This is a genomic window from Pseudomonas sp. MS15a(2019) (genome assembly GCF_013277805.1).
Lineage (GTDB): Bacteria > Pseudomonadota > Gammaproteobacteria > Pseudomonadales > Pseudomonadaceae > Chryseomonas > Chryseomonas benzopyrenica.
In genome coordinates this window covers 74,553-91,855 of sequence record NZ_VBTN01000011.1, presented here as the reverse complement: position 1 = coordinate 91,855, position 17,303 = coordinate 74,553, and the positions used below count along the sequence as shown (strand labels likewise).

General features: G+C 62.3%; 13 protein-coding genes, 1 tRNA gene and 1 pseudogene. 9 read left to right on the top strand and 6 right to left on the bottom strand.

Translation table 11 applies throughout. The features are described from left to right. Nucleotides 1-212: 212 nt before the first annotated feature. From FEZ61_RS17535 to FEZ61_RS17495, 9 genes are all read left to right on the top strand, one after another. Nucleotides 213-3,752 (top strand): response regulator, encoded by a 3,540-nt coding sequence (locus FEZ61_RS17535; RefSeq protein ID WP_173149734.1) that lies wholly within the window; start codon nucleotides 213-215, stop codon nucleotides 3,750-3,752. A gap of 3 nt (nucleotides 3,753-3,755) precedes the next feature. Then, a complete protein-coding gene (locus tag FEZ61_RS17530; RefSeq protein WP_017639538.1) occupies nucleotides 3,756-4,574 on the top strand; it encodes a CheR family methyltransferase in 819 nt (272 codons plus the stop codon). 1 nt (nucleotide 4,575) lies between these two features. Further along, entirely contained in the window at nucleotides 4,576-5,163 is a 588-nt protein-coding gene (locus FEZ61_RS17525) for a chemotaxis protein CheB (RefSeq protein WP_173149732.1), read from the top strand. Beyond that, nucleotides 5,156-6,352 (top strand): hybrid sensor histidine kinase/response regulator, encoded by a 1,197-nt coding sequence (locus FEZ61_RS17520; RefSeq protein ID WP_160924183.1) that lies wholly within the window; start codon nucleotides 5,156-5,158, stop codon nucleotides 6,350-6,352. Before FEZ61_RS17525 ends, FEZ61_RS17520 begins: the two co-directional genes overlap by 8 nt. Nucleotides 6,353-6,448: 96 nt before the next feature. Next, on the top strand, nucleotides 6,449-7,267 hold the full coding sequence (locus FEZ61_RS17515; RefSeq protein ID WP_173149730.1) for an NAD(P)-dependent oxidoreductase: 819 nt from the start codon (nucleotides 6,449-6,451) through the stop codon (nucleotides 7,265-7,267). An 11-nt stretch (nucleotides 7,268-7,278) separates the two neighbouring features. After that, on the top strand, nucleotides 7,279-8,157 hold the full coding sequence (locus FEZ61_RS17510; RefSeq protein ID WP_173149728.1) for an SMP-30/gluconolactonase/LRE family protein: 879 nt from the start codon (nucleotides 7,279-7,281) through the stop codon (nucleotides 8,155-8,157). Nucleotides 8,158-8,330: 173 nt separating this feature from the next. After that, nucleotides 8,331-9,590, top strand: coding sequence for an acyltransferase (locus tag FEZ61_RS17505; protein ID WP_173149726.1), 1,260 nt, complete (start codon nucleotides 8,331-8,333; stop codon nucleotides 9,588-9,590). A gap of 58 nt (nucleotides 9,591-9,648) precedes the next feature. Continuing rightward, the gene (locus FEZ61_RS17500) at nucleotides 9,649-10,230 is read left to right on the top strand and encodes a DUF4337 domain-containing protein (protein WP_173149724.1); all 582 of its coding nucleotides are present in this window, start codon (nucleotides 9,649-9,651) and stop codon (nucleotides 10,228-10,230) included. A 135-nt stretch (nucleotides 10,231-10,365) separates the two neighbouring features. Then, nucleotides 10,366-10,617, top strand: a complete 252-nt coding sequence (locus FEZ61_RS17495; RefSeq protein ID WP_026083668.1) for a helix-turn-helix domain-containing protein — start codon at nucleotides 10,366-10,368, stop codon at nucleotides 10,615-10,617. Nucleotides 10,618-10,974: 357 nt separating this feature from the next. Here FEZ61_RS17495 and FEZ61_RS17490 read toward each other — a convergent pair whose 3' ends face one another. The 6 genes and pseudogenes from FEZ61_RS17490 to rpoD form a co-directional block, all read right to left on the bottom strand. After that, nucleotides 10,975-13,251, bottom strand: a complete 2,277-nt coding sequence (locus FEZ61_RS17490) for a hypothetical protein (RefSeq protein WP_173149722.1) — start codon at nucleotides 13,249-13,251, stop codon at nucleotides 10,975-10,977. Nucleotides 13,252-13,281: 30 nt separating this feature from the next. Then, nucleotides 13,282-13,455, bottom strand: a complete 174-nt coding sequence (locus FEZ61_RS17485; protein WP_173149720.1) for a hypothetical protein — start codon at nucleotides 13,453-13,455, stop codon at nucleotides 13,282-13,284. A 427-nt stretch (nucleotides 13,456-13,882) separates the two neighbouring features. Further along, a pseudogene (locus tag FEZ61_RS17480) lies at nucleotides 13,883-14,284 on the bottom strand (transposase); the annotation flags it as partial. Then, the gene (locus tag FEZ61_RS17475) at nucleotides 14,272-15,039 is read right to left on the bottom strand and encodes an NERD domain-containing protein (RefSeq protein WP_173149718.1); all 768 of its coding nucleotides are present in this window, start codon (nucleotides 15,037-15,039) and stop codon (nucleotides 14,272-14,274) included. The gene FEZ61_RS17475 and the pseudogene FEZ61_RS17480, both read right to left, overlap by 13 nt. A 151-nt stretch (nucleotides 15,040-15,190) precedes the next feature. After that, nucleotides 15,191-15,267 (bottom strand) — tRNA-Ile (locus FEZ61_RS17470). Nucleotides 15,268-15,373: 106 nt separating this feature from the next. Continuing rightward, nucleotides 15,374-17,227: an RNA polymerase sigma factor RpoD gene (gene rpoD, locus FEZ61_RS17465; protein WP_064306814.1), complete on the bottom strand. Its 1,854-nt coding sequence runs from the start codon at nucleotides 17,225-17,227 to the stop codon at nucleotides 15,374-15,376. Nucleotides 17,228-17,303 lie beyond the last annotated feature (76 nt).

Below are 17,303 nucleotides of genomic sequence, written 5' to 3'. Positions count from 1 at the left end.
TGCGAGCCCGCTGCAACGGAGGCGACGACGCCAGCGCCGCTGGTGTCCACGTCCGGCCAGCGCGTGTTCTGCAGGCTTTTCGAAAGAACCCTGCCAAGGCGTGGCAGGGTTCCGATCGGTCTTCGGTCGTGTCTCGGCGGATGACGGCAATCCCGCTGACAGAGGCCTAGCCGCCGCCGACCGTTTCGTCCTGTACAAGGCTTTCAGACCCCATGAATCGCGAGTCGCCCCTCGATCAGAAGCACTTCAGCCAGATCCTCAAGCGCAATCTTTCCCTGCCCCTGAGTATCGGTGTCTTCAGCGCGATCTTCTTCATCGCCATCATCTATTACCTACTGAAAGTTACCCAGTGGGTCGAGCACACCGACCGCGTCATCAGCGAGGCCAACGCCAACTTCCGCCTGGTGGTCGATCTGGAAACCGGGATGCGCGGCTATCTGCTGAGCGGCAATACCAGCTTTCTGCAGCCTTATGAGCGCGCCCTGCCCAATGTCGAGCCGCAACTCGATGAGCTGAAGAATCTGGTCAGCGACAGTGCCGTGCAGATTCGCCGACTGGAGCGGATCGAGGCGGTGCACCGCGAGTGGCGCCAATACGCCAGCCAGGTGATCGAGGCGCGCCGCATTGGGGGGGATTTCCAGACACCGCTGAGCGATGGTCAGGGCAAGAATCGCATCGACAGCATCCGGCGCGACTACACCGACTTCATCGCCTACGAAGAGCAGATGCGCGCCGAGCGCACCGAGACGGCCAGCCGCATGACGGTGATCTTCGTCGCCGCCTTCCTCATCGTCAGCCTGCTGTTGTCGGGCATCATGGCCTTCTTTGGTCGCCGGGAACTCATGCGGCTCTCCGCGACCTATACCCGGCTGCTCGATCAGCAGGCCGAGCACACCGACAACCTGGAGCGGCAGAGCTGGTTCCGCTCCGGCCAGAATCAGCTGTCGGAAGCAGTCATCGGCCAGGCGTCGCTGGCGCCGCTGGGCCAGAGCATCCTGCAATTCCTGGCGCGCTATCTGGGCGCCGCGGCCGGCGCGCTCTATGTGCGTCTCGACGATGGCAGCCTGGAGCGCGTCGCCGACTATGCCCTGGACGACGAGGGGCGCCGCCGTCGCCAGCGCCTGGCACCGGGCGAGGGCCTGGCCGGTCAGGCCGTCCTGGACGGTCGCCCCATGGCGCTCGACCAGCTGCCCGTCGACTACCTCAAGGTCAACTCGGCGCTGGGTGAACGCCAGGCCAGCGCGGCGCTCATCGTACCCATCGAGAACGATGGCCGGGTGAATGGCGTGGTGGAACTGGGTTTCCTGCGTGCTCTGCGTCCGCAGGACGAAGAACTACTGACCCTGATCGCCGATTCCATTGGTTCCTCGGTGGAAGCCGCGCGCTATCGCCAGCGCCTGCAGCAGGTACTGGCGGAAACCCAGCAGCTCAACGAAGAACTGCAGGTGCAGCAGGAAGAGCTGCGCACCGCCAACGAAGAGCTGGAAGAGCAGTCCCAGGCGCTCAAGGAATCCCAGGTCCATCTGGAGCAGCAGCAGGCCGAGCTGGAGCAGACCAACGAGCAGCTCTCCGAACAGGCCCAGGAGCTCTTGCAGCAGCGCGACGTGCTGGACGACCGCAACAATCGCCTCAACGAAGCCCAGCAGTTGCTGGAAGATCGGGCACGCGAGCTGGAGCGGGCCAGCCAGTACAAGTCCGAGTTCCTGGCGAACATGTCCCATGAATTGCGTACGCCGCTGAACAGCTCGCTGATCCTGTCCAAGCTGCTGGCGGACAACCCCGTCGGCAACCTGAGCACCGAGCAGGTGCGCTACGCCGAGTCCATCTATTCGGCGGGCAACGATCTGCTCACCCTGATCAACGACATTCTCGACATCTCCAAGGTCGAGGCCGGCATGCTGGAGATTCGTCCGGAGCAGATGTCCGTGCGTCGCCTGGTGGAAGCCTTGAGGACCGCCTTCGAGCCGGTGGCCCAGAACAAGGGCGTCGCCTTCGTGGTGGAGCTGGACGAGCGGATGCCGCCAGCCTTCTTCAGCGATCGCCAGCGGGTCGAGCAGATCCTCAAGAACCTGCTGTCCAACGCCTTCAAGTTCACCGAACACGGCCAGGTCAGCCTGCGCCTGTCCCTGCAAGACGGCCAGCCCAGCTTCGCGGTGAGCGATACCGGCATCGGCATCGCCGCCGAGCAGCAGGAGCTGATCTTCGAGGCCTTCCGCCAGGCGGATGGCGCCATCACCCGTCGCTACGGCGGCACCGGTCTGGGACTGTCGATCTCCCGCGACCTGGCGCTACTGCTGGGAGGCACTCTGAGCGTCACTAGCCAGCCGGGCGAGGGCAGTACCTTCACCCTGCGCCTGCCGCTGGAGTACCAGGAAGCCGCCGCGCCCAGCCTGCCGGTGACACCGATCATGGCTCCGGCCCAGGCCGCCACGCCGGCTGCCGCGACGCCCGCGCCTCTGGCGACCCTGGCCGCCACCCCGCGTCCGGCCGCGCCGCCGCCGGTCACCGAGGCCGCGGCACCCGTGGGCGCCGCCTTCGCCGACGACCGCGACAGCTGGCCCTATCCGGATCGCCGGGTGCTGGTGATCGAAGACGAGGTGCCCTTCGCGCAGATCCTCTTCGATCTCGCCCACGAACTGAAGTACAGCTGCCTGGTCGCCCACCGCGCCGAGGAAGGCTTCGCCGCGGCGCTGGAGTACCGTCCCGACGCCATCCTGCTCGACATGGGCCTGCCGGATCATTCCGGTCTCACGGTGCTGGAGCGGCTCAAGGAAAATCCCCTGACCCGCCACATCCCGGTACACGTGGTCTCGGCCTCGGATCGCATCGAGACCGCCATGCACATGGGCGCGGTCGGCTACGCCATCAAGCCCACCACCCGCGACGAACTGCGCGAGGCCTTCACCCGCCTGGAAGCCAAGTTCGCCGCCGGCATCAAGCGGGTGCTGCTGGTGGAGGACGACGCCCTCCAGCGTGACAGCATCGCCAAGCTGATCGGCGACGTGGACGTGGAGATCACCGCGGTGGAGATGGGCAGCCAGGCCCTGGAGCTGCTGCGCGACGAGGTCTACGACTGCATGGTCATCGACCTCAAGCTGCCCGACATGGAGGGCGGAGAATTGCTCGAACGCATGGCCAGCGAGGACATCTGCTCCTTCCCTCCGGTCATCGTCTACACCGGTCGCAGCCTGACCCGTGACGAAGAAGCGGCGCTGCTCAAGTATTCGCGCTCCATCATCATCAAGGGCGCGCGCTCGCCGGAGCGGCTGCTGGACGAGGTGACCCTGTTCCTGCACAAGATCGAGGCCGACATGCCGCTCGATCGCCAGCGCATGCTGGAAAGCGCCCGCAGCCGCGAGAAGGCCTTCGACGGCCGTACTTTGCTGCTGGTGGACGACGACGTGCGCAACATCTTCGCCCTCACCAGCGCCCTGGAGCAGAAGGGCGCCAAGGTGGAGATCGCCCGCAACGGCCTGGAGGCGCTGGAGAAACTCGACAACAGCGACACCATCGACCTGGTGTTGATGGACATCATGATGCCGATGATGGACGGCTACGAAGCCATGCGCGAGATCCGCAAGCGGCCGCACATGAAGAAGCTGCCGATCATCGCCATCACCGCCAAGGCCATGAAGGACGACCAGGAGCGCTGCCTCGCCGCCGGCGCCAGCGACTACCTGGCCAAGCCCATCGACCTTGACCGGCTGTTCTCGCTGATCCGCGTCTGGATGCCGTCGCTGGAGCGCCTTTAGGTCATGAGCGAACGGCTGCAGGACATCGAGCTGAGGTTGCTGCTGGAAGGCATCTTCCTGAGATACAGCCACGACTTCCGCAATTACTCCAAGGCCTCGCTCAAGCGGCGGGTGCTGCAGGCGCTGACGCGCTTCGACTGCCCGAGCATCTCAACGCTGCAGGAGCGGGTCCTGCGCGATCCGGCGCTGTTCGCCGAGCTGCTGCAGTTCATCACCATCCCGGTGAGCGAGATGTTTCGCGACCCGGGCTACTTCCTCGCCCTGCGCCAGCAGGTGGTGCCGGTGCTGCGTACCTATCCCTCGCTCAAAGTGTGGATCGCCGGCTGCAGCACCGGCGAGGAAGTCTTCTCCATGGCCATCCTGTTCCAGGAAGAGGGGCTGCTCGACCGCACGCTCTTCTATGCCACCGACATCAATCCGCGCTCCATGGAAAAGGCTCGCCAGGGCATCTTTCCGCTGGAGCGGATGCGCGCCTACACCGCCAGCTACCAGAAGGCCGGCGGTACCCGCGCCTTTTCCGACTATTACACCGCGGCCTACGACGGCGCCCTGTTCGACAAGTCGCTGATCGCCAACGTGACCTTCGCCGACCACAGCCTGGCCACCGACAGCGTCTTTTCCGAGACCCAGCTGGTGTCCTGCCGCAATGTGCTCATCTACTTCAACAAGAATCTGCAGAATCGGGCGCTCGGCCTGTTTCACGAGTCCCTGAGTCATCGCGGCTTTCTCGGCCTGGGCAGCAAGGAGTCGCTGGACTTCTCCGCCTATGCCGGTCACTTCGAGCCGGTGGTGAAGCAGGAACGGCTGTTCCGCAGGCTCTAGCATGTTCCCGCCCCGCAAACCCTTGCGCCTCATCGTCATCGGAGCCTCGGCCGGCGGGCTGCAGGTGCTGCTGCGTCTGCTCTCGCCCCTGCCGGCCAGTTTTCGCCTGCCGCTGGCGGTGGTGCTGCACCTGCCGGACGACCGCAATTCGCGCCTGGCCGAGTTGTTCCAGGCGCGGCTGGCCCTGCAGGTACGCGAAGCCGAGGACAAGGACGCTATACTGCCGGGCAGCCTGTATTTCGCGCCGCCGGGTTATCACCTGCTGGTGGAAGACGACTTCACCCTGTCGCTGTCACGCGACGAGCCGGTGCAGTTTTCCCGGCCGTCCATCGATGTCTTGTTCGAAAGCGCGGCCGATGCCCTGGGCGAGCAGGTCTGCGGCGTCCTGCTCACCGGTGCCAACCACGACGGCGCCAGCGGCCTGCACGCCCTGGCTCAGAACGGCGCGGTCACCGTCGTCCAGTCGCCGCAATCGGCCGAGGTGCCGACCATGCCCGAGGCGGCATTGAAGAGATTCCACCCGGATTTCGTGCTGGATGTGCCGGGCATCCATCTATTGCTCACCGAGCTGGAACGCGACCATGGCTGATGTACCCGTCGAACAGGCGAAGATCCTGCTCGTAGACGACCTGCCGGAGAATCTCCTGGCACTGGAAGCCCTGCTGCGCAGCGAGGCGCTGGAGATCTTCCAGGCCACCTCCGCCGAAGCCGCGTTGGAGCTCCTGCTGATGCACGAATTCGCCCTGGCGATCCTCGATGTGCAGATGCCGGGCATGAACGGCTTCGAACTGGCGGAGATGATGCGCGGCCTGGAAAAGACCCGGCACATTCCCATCGTCTTCGTCAGCGCCGCCGGTCGCGATCTCAACTATGCCTTCAAGGGCTACGAGAGCGGTGCGGTGGACTTCCTGCACAAGCCCCTCGACGTCCATGCGGTCAAGAGCAAGACCCGGGTCTTCGTCGACCTCTACTGGCACCGCAAGCGCCTGGCCGAGCAACTGGTGGCCCTGGAACAGAGTCGCCAGGAGCAGGAGATCCTGCTGGCCGAGCTGCGCCAGACCCAGGTGGAGCTGCAGCAGGCGGTGCGTACCCGGGACGACTTCATGTCCATGGTTTCCCATGAACTCAAGACTCCGCTCAATACCCTGATGCTCGAAGCCCAGCTGCGTCGCATGTACCTGGACAAGGGCAAACTGGAAGCCTTCACCCCCGACAAGCTGGCCGGCATGGCCGAGCGCGACGAGAGGCAGATCCAGCGCCTGGTGCACCTGATCGACGACATGCTCGACATCTCGCGCATCCGCACCGGCAAGCTGTCCATCCGTCCCACGCAGTGCGATCTCGCCGCTCTGGTCAACACCGTGGTGGACAGCTTCGCCTCGCAATTCGCCGCCGCCGGCTGTCCGGTGGAGCTGCACGCCGAAGGCCCGGCGCCCGGCTTCTGGGACGAATTCCGCATCGAGCAGGTGATCACCAACCTGCTGACCAACGCCATGAGATACGGCGCCGGCCGCCCGGTGGAAATCTCCCTGCGCAGCGATGGGGCCGAGGTGGAGCTCAGCGTCAAGGACCATGGCATCGGCATCCCGGTGGAGCACCAGGCGCTGATCTTCCGCCAGTTCGAGCGCGCCAGCGGTACCGAGAACATTGCCGGCCTGGGCCTGGGGCTCTATATCGCCGACCAGATCGTCAAGGCGCACCGCGGCAGCTTGCACGTGGAAAGCATCGCCGGACAGGGCGCGACGTTCAGGCTAAGGCTGCCCTGCCTGTCCGCTTAGGTAGCATTGACAGGACTCCAGACGCTCGCGAGAATCGTGAAAAGAGGTGGGATGTCGTACCTCTTGCCAGATAAATCCATAAGAAGGCGCCCAGTCATGTCCGAAGTTTCCTCGTCTCGTTTCCATCGACTCCTGCTCACCGGCGCCGCGGGCGGCCTGGGCAAGGAGCTGCGCCAGCGGCTCAAGCCCCATGCCGAGATCCTGCGCCTGTCCGATATCGCGCCGATGGATGCGGCCCAGGGGCCAGCGGAAGAGGTGGTTATCTGCGACCTGGCGGACAAGGCCGGCGTCCATGCCCTGGTGGAAGGCGTCGATGCCATTCTGCACTTTGGCGGCATCTCCACCGAGCACGCCTTCGAGCCCATCCTCGAAGCCAACATCCGCGGCACCTTCAACCTCTATGAGGCCGCACGGCGCCACGGGGTGAAGCGCATCGTCTTCGCCAGCTCCAACCATGTCATCGGCTTCTACCGCCAGGACCAGCGCATCGACGCCAGCGTGCCCCAACGTCCAGACAGCTACTACGGCCTGTCCAAAGCCTTTGGCGAAGACCTGGCGACGTTCTATTTCGATCGCTATGGCATCGAGACGGTGAGCATCCGCATCGGTTCCTCCTTCCCCGAGGCGCAGAACCGCCGCATGCTCGCCACCTGGCTGAGCTACGAAGACCTGACCGACCTCATCCTGCGCAGCCTGACCACCCCGGACGTCGGTCACACCATCGTCTATGGCGCCTCCGACAACCGCGACAGCTGGTGGGATAATCGCCTGGCCGCGCACCTGGGCTTCCAGCCCAAGGACAACTCCGAGCAATTCCGCGCCAAGGTCGAAGCCCAGCCCATGCCGGCGGCGGACGATCCGTCGATGGTCTACCAGGGTGGTGCCTTCGTCGCCACCGGCCCCTTCGACGACTGAGGGTGCCCGTCATGACCGCTGAACTACTGGTCGATGCCCGCAACGCCACCGGCGAGTGCCCGGTGTGGCACGTCGCCGAACAGGCGCTCTACTGGGTCGATATTCCTGCCAAACGTCTGCACCGCTGGACCCCGGCGGGTACCCTGGACAGCTGGAGCGCACCGGAGATGCTCGCCTGCATTGCCGCCCGCGAGGGCGGTGGCTGGCTCGCCGGTCTGGAAAGCGGCCTCTTCGCGCTGCAGACCGAAGCCTCCGGCCAATTACGCGGCGAGCGCCTGGTCGCCCTCGACCATGCCCAGCCGGCCATGAGATGCAACGACGGTCGCTGCGATCGCCAGGGCCGTTTCCTGGTGGGCACCATGGTGCAGGACATGGCCCAGGGCGCGACCGCTGGGCGCCTCTACAGCCATACCGCAGGAGAGGGTGCCCGATTGCTGCTGGACGACCTCATCGTCCCCAACGGCCTGGCCCTGAGTCCCGATGGCCGCACCCTCTACCTGTCCGACTCCCATCCCAGCCGTCAGCTGATCTGGGCCTTCGATTACGATTCCGATACGGGCACCCCCAGCAATCGGCGACTGTTCGTCGACATGAACGCCCATCCCGGCCGGCCCGACGGCGCCGCGGTGGATGTGGACGGCTGCTACTGGATCTGCGGCAACGATGCTGGCCTGATCCATCGCTTCACCCCGGACGGCCGCCTGGACCGCTCCCTGGCCGTGCCGGTCAAGAAACCCGCCATGTGCGCCTTTGGCGGGCGCCACCTGGACACCCTGTTCGTCACCTCCATCCGCCCGGGCGGGGATCTCGCCGACCAGCCCCTGGCCGGCGGGCTGTTCGCCCTGGATCCCGGGGTGCAGGGATTGCCCGAGCCCACCTTCGCGGGCTGAGCGGCAGTCGAACTCAGCTGTAGCAGGACTCCTGGCGGGAGGAGTCCTGGCTCGCCCGCTGACCGGCGCCTGATAGTCCCAGGACACCGGTTGTCATGCTTTTGTCATGAGTGGCGGCAGGGGTTGAGTCCGGGCGGCTTATAATCAAGACCTACCCGCCGCAAATCGCCGCCATGACCCCTTCACCCGCGCTCCGCCCCACCGCCCGTTACTACGGCCTGGAATGGCTGAGATTCCTCATGGCGCTGTACATGGTCGTCTATCACCTGGGCGGGCTCTACAGCGATCTGCCGGACGCCTTCCGCCGCCTGGCCGGCATGGGCTTCTTCGCCACCAGCACCTTCTTCCTGCTCTCCGGTTTCCTGCTGGCCCACGTCAGCCTGGATCGCCAGGGCGCGCTCAAGGGCAGCTCGCGCGGCTTCGTCCTGCGCCGACTATGCAACCTCTATCCCATCCACCTGCTCACCCTGCTGGTGGCCCTGGGCCTGTCCTACTGGCTGTCCCAGGACTCCTGGCTGGAGCACGGGGTGCCGGTCTACTACAACCAGCATCCCTACCTGCAACTGGAGGAGGGCGGCGCGCTGGACGAGATGCTGCCGCTGTCCTGGCTGGCCGCTACCACCCATGTGCTGCTGCAGCTGCTCCTGCTGCAATCCTGGGAGCCGCGCTTTCTCTGGCTCAACGGCGCCGCCTGGTCGATCTCGGCGCTGCTGTTCTTCTACCTGCTGTTCCCGCTGCTGGGCCCGCGCCTGATGCGCCTGCGCCGCTGGGCCCTGGCTGCCGCCGTGCTCTGGGGGCTCTATCTGCTCGGCCCGCTGGTGGCCACCTGGGCCCAGGCCTTCGATACCGTCACCGTGGGCGTCATCCACCGCAATCCGCTGATCCGCCTGCCGGAATTCCTGCTCGGCATCCTGCTCTATCGCGCCGTGCAGGAGCCCTGGGTGGCCGAGACGACCCAGCGCCTGCGCGTACCTCTGCTGCTGTTCGGCCTCACCGGCCTGTGGCTGGGCGCCCTGCTGCTGGAAGGCGATGGCCGCCGCTGGTTCTACCTGGTCCACAACGGCCTGCTCACGCCCTTCCAGGCCGCCGTGCTGCTGGCCTGCGCCACCTTCGGCGAGCCCGGCCGCGCCGGCGTGCGCCGCCTGGCCCAGCGTCTCGGCGAGGCCTCACTGTGCATCTTCGCCGTCCACACCCCGCTGATCGGCGTGCTCGAACCCTGGACCCGCACCCTGCTGGGCTGGATGCACCTGGCCGGCGACAGCCTCGAAGACCTGGCCGAAGACGTCGGCGAGGTGCTGGCGCTGCCCATCCCCATCCCCGGTTGGATGCTGCCGCTGCACCTGGTGCTCATCGTCCTGCTCGGCCTGGCCATGCAGCGCTGGGTAGCCGGCCCGCTGCGCCGCTGGCTGCAGGCGCGGCTGCCCAACTCTTAAGAAGGCCTTAAGCCGACTGGGCTAGCCTCGCCGCAGGAATCCGCAGCGGAGCTGAGCCTTGTCCAGCGAATACGAAGTCCACGGCCCTCACGACCACGAGGTGGAGCACGCCGCCCACGGCGCCCATCGCCGCGACAGCCTCACCGGCCGCATCGCCGTCACCACCGCCATCCTGGCGACGCTAGGCGCCCTCTGCGCCTATCAGGGCGGCAACGCCGAGAGCCTGGCACTCTACTACAAGAACGAAGAAGCCATCGCCAAGACCGAAGCCGCCAATCAGTGGGGCTACTACCAGGCCAAGGGCGAAAAGCAAAATCTCGCCGACCTGGGCGCTGCCCTCGCGACCAACCCCGACACCGCCCAGCGCTTCACCCAGGACAGCCAGCGCTATGCCCAGCAAAAAGCCGAGATCCGCATCAAGGCCGAAGCCCTGGAGGCCAAGGTCGACGCCAACGAAGCCCTGAGCGAAACCCAGCTTCACCGCCACCACCGCTGGGCCCAGGCCACCATGCTGATGCAGGTCGCCATTTCCCTGGCCGCCATCACCCTACTGACCCGGCGGCGCTGGTTGCAGGCGGCGGTGTATGGGGTAGCGGGAGGAGGGGTGGGGGTTGGGGTGTTGGCGTTGCTGCACGTCTAGCCGTTCAGGCATTGCCAGATAGCGGCCACGAGGCACTCAAAAGGCATGCCTTGTCACAACGATAGAATTGGCTTTACTGGCAGCTTCAGGTTCCGTATACGTTACAAATCATCAAATTTGTTACGTATGCAGAACATGGATAGCGAGCTAATCAGTCAACGTCTCGGCAGCCAACTCCGCCAGCGACGCCTCAATCGAGGCCTTACGCAAGCGAGCCTCGCCGAGCTGGCAGGCCTTACCCGGCAAAAGATCATCGCCGTGGAGCGGGGAGACTCCCGTGTCGGTATGGCAGCCTACGCACGAGCACTCGCAGCCTTGGATTGCGAGCTGGCAATAATCCCTGCCGCCTTGCCGACCTTGGACGAGATTCAGGGGGTATTCGACTGATGAAGACCCGGCTGCGAGTCGCAACTCCTGCAGGCGGGAGCGGAGCGCTCATGGCTCAGGATGGCGACTACCTGTTGTATCCCTGGCTTGAGCAGTGGTGGAAAGGTCAGTAAACGCTATGCGGGCTACACTGGACTGGCATGATTTAACCGCCCAGGACATACTCGTAGCATCCGCGTAGCTGCGCACAAGGAAGGTCGAACATGGATCGTTCGAGCATCCCGATTGACCTGCTTCATCCCAGAGCCCAGCTGAGCCCCATTCTAGAGCCCAACTTCTGTAAGCTCTTGATTCGATAATTCACACTCCCGCAACCGCTGATGCTGATCCCAGCATTCAAAGCAGTCGTGGACAATGTCAGGGTCTCGGAGCTAACTCTTCCAGGTCGAAGGTGTCCTGAGGGAAGAACAGCCTGAATTTTTCCAGACAGTTACCCATTAGCCTGGTCGTGTCTTCGTAATCTCCGCTGTAGCGCCCTGACTTGGAGTTGATGAGCCAGCCGCTCTCCACTTTCTTCAGCTCGCCCGCAATGCGAGCTGGCCTGAACTTAGTGATGCAAGGATGGCCACACGGTTTCAGTTCATCACCGATCAACAGGGGGATTTCTTCGCCAATGAGCAGTGCTCCATCATGGGCTATTGCCCAAATCAGATAGGTCACCTCTTCTTGAGCGAACCGATCATGAAGCTCCATAAGTGGCCTGCGCTGGGGATCGCGCATCACCTGCCGAGTAGGGTTCGTGGAAATCTGGCCGTTCAGGAACTCTTGTTCCTTCAGTTTGATCGGCGCTCGAAGCGGGCCGTAGGTTTCGTCGAGGTAATCTTCCAGCGTCTCTTCACGGTCACGCAACCGCGACAGGAATGACTGATAAAAATGAACGGGCGCTGCGCGCTCGGCAATGTATGAGCCATGTACTGCGAATATCTCCAGAAGCGGCGTGCTCAGAACAACGTTATCGACGTAGATGGCCGAAACAGCGTTACCCTGCGGGATATCGCTTGCGTCGATCAAGACGCGAAACGCTTTTACCTTGCCGTAGAAAAACTGTACTTCCCACTGCAGGCGGGCGAAGCTGGAAGTCAGGAACTTGATTTTGGCTCGCTTCCAGGCATTCAGGGCGTCCGCGCTAACCGCAACAGACTTGCCCGTGGAAGGATCGACATACTCGGCTGGGGCAGCATACTTTCTGATTTCCTGCCGGATTTCGGAAATCGAACGCAATTTCACCGCGAAGGTGAGCTCATCAACTGCCGGGCTTTCTGCCTGCCCCCGCGCTGGAGTCTCTGGTTCAGAACTGGACAAAAGACCGGCCAAGTCTGCGAATGCTGTCGAGATCTTCTTGCCAGTGTAATGGGCGTAGAAAAATGGCAGCCTGGCCTTGGTGTCAGTAGGCATTGCAAGAAATTCTGGAACGATCAGTTCGTGAGGATCCATCCATTGATCGGTACCTTCGATCATCCGTTGCAGGCCGAGCGCCCAGTCATCGGCACTTGCATCGCGATCATACCGGTTGAGCTTGACCAGTTTCGCACGCGCATAAGGCCCTAAACGGTCATCGTGCACGTAAACGACGCTGTCGCTGTCCACCTTGTAGCCCAGGATGCATACCGCATGACCGGCATCGTAGTCTTCCAGGGTCTCCTGATCGGTGACCTTGGAGACGGAGCCCATCACGAGCAAAGGTAGATGGCTGTCGATGTGCCCAGTGACGGTGGCGAGGAAATCTTCTTCTGACAGCTTTTGCTTTTTCAGATCCTCGGAGTGATGGCGAAGGCCTTCGACATCAAGGCAGCGCAAGATCTGCTTGTTGGTCAATTCCTTGTTGGGGAAGCTGTTGGAAGAGCCGTCAATGTGGTTGATCGCATTGAGTGTGATCTCACTGCAGGAGTGGATGGCTTTGACGTCTCGCCATTTCAGCGAGTGTAGCGATGACCAGATCGCCGTCGACGCACAGGCCGATACCACCTTGTCCTGTTCCTGGAAAGCGATAGACCAAACACTCAGTTTGATGCCAAACAGATCCACCGTGTATTCACGGGACAACCGACACTTACGTTTGCCGACCTGCCCAGTCTGACCAATCGCGATTTCGGGTTCATGAACCTCTGGCTCAGACTCAACCGCTGCGCTTTCCACCTCCGTGTTGTCCGCGCCCGTTTCGGCCATCGGAGCGACAACCGTCGGCGCATCTACATCGGACATCGCCTTCAGGCAGGTCTTGCCAATGAACGTCTTGGGCAGTGGCTTGATCACCATGAAACCCAGGTAGCTTGCGTTGAGTTCAAGGGCGAGCTCTTCTGAACCTTCCCCAGCCTCAAGGATGGTGTCGATTCGCTTGTGATCCACCGGTCTGGTGAAAAAATGCATCCGCGCGCACTGGTGCCCAGCGTTCCCAAATCGCTTCACATAGTAGTGAGAGAAGTCTTCCAGGTAATCCTTGTCGACGTAGTTGCGCTCAAGCAGCACAGAGACGGCGCCCATGTCCTTCAGGTAGTTGAAGATGTAGTCGACCTGGGGCTTTTGAAGGATGTCTGGAAAATCTGAGCCGAAGCATTGCGTCACCAGATTGCTCAGGGTCTGCTTCTCGAAGCTGGAAATCAGGAAAGGATTCATTGGCATAAAAAAAGCAGCCATCAGGCTGCTTTTCCTTACAAAAAAGGTAAATCAAAGGCTGCAGGTCTTCGCGAGCAGCGCGTGGCCGACTGCCTTGTTGGCAACCTGCTTCTCAATCTTGTGGTCGTATTCACGCTGACGCTGGCGAGCTTGCTCAAGCCGGTCGTTGCTGTCGCGGTTAAGATCGCGAACACGTGAAAGGTCAATCAGTGCCTGTAAGCTCATGGATTCTCTCGCTGAAAATGCACGCCGATTCAAACTAGCATGCTCAAACACAAGCGCACAACCGTCGAACCGTAGCCAAATGCATACACATTGACGCAAAAGCTCGTGCAAGCGTCAAAAACGAAGGTCGGGCATTCTATAGCCGAAACCTGCGCTCAGAAAGCTATTTTACACAGACCTTACGAACGGTACGTTAAGCCAATCGCGAAATCGACGCGTATGTCGCATGCATCCGTTCGACTGCGACAGTGCGTTGATGTTCCGTTTCCGCTTGCGTGAGCGCTTGTGTGACCAGCGTCTCCTGCAAGCGAGCCTATGACTGTATCGACCCAATTCACCTGAACTTGAAGCCCGTAAATCCTGGGATCTAGCTCACTGCTGAACAGCAAGAGCAACCTAAGCGTACGAGGAATACACCTTGTGCAGGTCAGCCCGGCATCCACTGATGCGACAATAGCTGCTCGATCTCACTAGATTTTTGCGTTGGCAACCGCATCAGCACATCCTTGAGGTAGGCGTACGGATCATGCCCGTCCATGCGCGCTGACTGGATCAGGCTCATGATCGCTGCGGTCTGTTTACCACTGCGCAGCGAGCCAGCGAACAGCCAGTTCGACCTCCTAAGAGCCCACGGCCTGATCTGGTTCTCAACGGCATTGTTGTCGATGGGCACAGCACCATGATCCAGGTAGCGCGCCAGCGCTACCCAGCGTTTCAGGCTGTAATCCAGTGCCTTGGTCGTGGCTGAGCCATGGAAAAAGGGGACAGATTTATTTTCTTCCCGAACACTCTTTGATCGTCTCATTCTCCTATCTCTCAAAGATTCTGCATCGTCCGACACTTAGGAAAGGTCGAGCATCCCCGGAACTGCTTTCCCGCTTTCGCCCCTGACTTCGCGGTACGAATCAGCAGCGCACTACCGCATTTCGGGCATTGCTGCTCGGCTGTCGGGTCACTACGGCGTTTGAGGTTCTGCACATGCTCGCGGTGGGTGGCGAGCGTCGGCACGCGGCGGCCGTTTTGCAGGGCTTGCAGCATGGCGTCGACTTCAGCCTCTTTGAAGACCGCGTGCTGGAATGACTTGATGTAGCGGATAAAGCCGATGCCCTGGGTCACATTGGCTGGCACCTCGGTTTTGAAGGTGCTGCCGCCCACGAAGGTTATGACCGAATGCAGATGCTCCGGGCTGACGCCCAGGATCGCTTCCAGCGCCTTAAGGTGCTTGTAGTTCTGCCGCAGCGGATTCTGAAATTTGAAGGTGCGCCTGTAGAGCTTCTGCGTCCACTGCGCCTGGCGTTCGTTGCCAAAGATCCAGCCGCTCAGGTTCTTCGTTTCCACCACGAAGATGCCGTAGCGCGACAGGAAGACATGATCGATCTGGGTGGTGCCATCAGGTGTAGGTAGGGTGACATTGTGCAGACGACGATAGGTTTGTTTGTCGAGCTGCCAATGGGCAAAAAGGCGTACCAGTAGCTCACCCAGATACCCTTTCACCCAGGGTGACTTGAGCAAGCCGATGACGAAGGCGAGTGGCAGCAGCCAGAAAAGCGTCGGCGCGAAGGGCGCCAGAAGGGAGAAGTCCATTTCCTAGGTCCTGCAGATGACAACACGAAGGGTAAGACTAGTGCAGGCAGGGGGCGGGGTGGGACCGTTCGGAAGGGATTAGCGACCGGCTTTCGGATAAAGCCCAAAATCCAGGCACAAAAAAGCCGCGCAACGCGCGGCTCCTGAAAGCTGGTGGGCCCACACGGACTCGAACCGTGGACCAAAGGATTATGAGTCCTCTGCTCTAACCAACTGAGCTATAGGCCCTATAGCGCGGTGGAGTATACCGGGGGTGGGGGAGGATCGCCAAACCCTTGTCGGGCATAAAAAAACCGGAGCCTGGGCTCCGGTTTTCTGGTGCAGCGTGGGCGCCTTACTCGTCGAGGAAGGAGCGCAGGTGTTCGCTGCGGGAAGGGTGGCGCAGCTTGCGCAGTGCCTTGGCTTCGATCTGGCGGATACGCTCGCGGGTGACGTCGAACTGCTTGCCCACTTCCTCGAGGGTGTGGTCGGTGTTCATGTCGATGCCGAAGCGCATGCGCAGGACCTTGGCTTCACGAGCGGTGAGGCCGGAGAGCACGTCGCGGGTGGCTTCCTTGAGGCTTTCGCTGGTGGCTACTTCGATCGGGGACTGCATGGTGCTGTCCTCGATGAAATCGCCCAGGTGCGAATCCTCGTCGTCGCCGATGGGCGTCTCCATGGAGATCGGTTCCTTGGCGATCTTGAGCACCTTGCGGATCTTGTCCTCGGGCATCTCCATGCGCTCGCCCAGCTCTTCCGGGGTCGGCTCGCGACCCATCTCCTGCAGCATCTGGCGGGAGATCCGGTTCAGCTTGTTGATCGTCTCGATCATGTGCACCGGAATCCGAATGGTGCGCGCCTGGTCGGCGATGGAGCGGGTGATGGCCTGGCGAATCCACCAGGTGGCATAGGTGGAGAACTTGTAGCCACGGCGGTATTCGAACTTGTCCACCGCCTTCATCAGGCCGATGTTGCCTTCCTGGATCAGGTCGAGGAATTGCAGGCCGCGGTTGGTGTACTTCTTGGCGATGGAGATCACCAGGCGCAGGTTCGCCTCGACCATTTCCTTCTTGGCGCGGCGAGCCTTGGCCTCGCCGATGGACATGGCGCGGTTGATGTCCTTGATCTGCGAGACTTTCAGCTCGTAGTCACGCTCAAGTTCAGCCAGCTGGGCCTGCTTGGCCTGGATGTCGGCCTGGAAGCGCTCGAGACCCTCGGCGTACTTGGGCTTGCCCTTGAGCAGGCCGGCGGTCCATTCGGTGTTGGTCTCGTTGCCCGGGAAGTGGCGCAGGAAGTCGGCACGCGGCATGCGCGCATCGCGCACGGCCAGCTGCATGATGGCGCGCTCGAGGCCACGCACGCGCTCCAGGGACTCGCGTACGCGGGTCACCAGGGCTTCGTACTGCTTGGGCACCAGCTTGATCGGTGAGAACAGCAGGGCCAGGGCAACGAATTCTTCCACGGCGTGATCGTTATCGCGGCCGTGCTTCTTCAGTGTCTTCTTGGTCTTTTCCAGCTGCTCGGCGACCGCACCGAAACGCAGGCGAGCCTCTTCTGGATCCGGACCGCCGTCGCCTTCTTCCTCGTCGGCGTCGTCGCTTTCTTCCTCTTCGTCCTTCTCGTCGTCCACGGCCTTGGCATCGGTGGCCTTGTTCGGGACGGGCAGCTCATTGCTCTCGTTGGGCAGGGTGCCGTCGTCGGGATCAATGTAGCCGGCGAGGACGTCGGACAGGCGACCGCCTTCGGTGGTGACGCGGGTGTATTCACTGAGGATGTAATCGACGGTGCCCGGGAACTGGGCGATGGCGCCCATGACTTCGCGGATGCCTTCCTCGATGCGCTTGGCGATCTCGATCTCGCCTTCGCGGGTCAGCAGTTCCACGGTACCCATTTCACGCATGTACATGCGCACCGGGTCGGTGGTGCGGCCGACATCGCTCTCCACCGCGGCCAGGGCGGCGGCGGCTTCTTCGGCGGCGGCTTCGTCGGTATCCGTTTCGGCCAGCAGCAGGGCATCGGCGTCCGGCGCGGTCTCGAATACGTTGATCCCCATGTCATTGATCATGCGGATGATGTCTTCCACCTGTTCCGGATCTGAAATATCCTCCGGTAGGTGGTCATTGACCTCCGCGTAAGTCAGGTAACCCTGCTCACGACCGCGGGCGATCAATTCTTTCAGACGGGATTGCTGTTGCGCTTTTCCGGACATAGGTACCCTTCCACTGAAGGCTTAGGCGGGCAAAAATAGCTGAACATTATAGCCGGTTAGACGGTGGTCGTGCCAG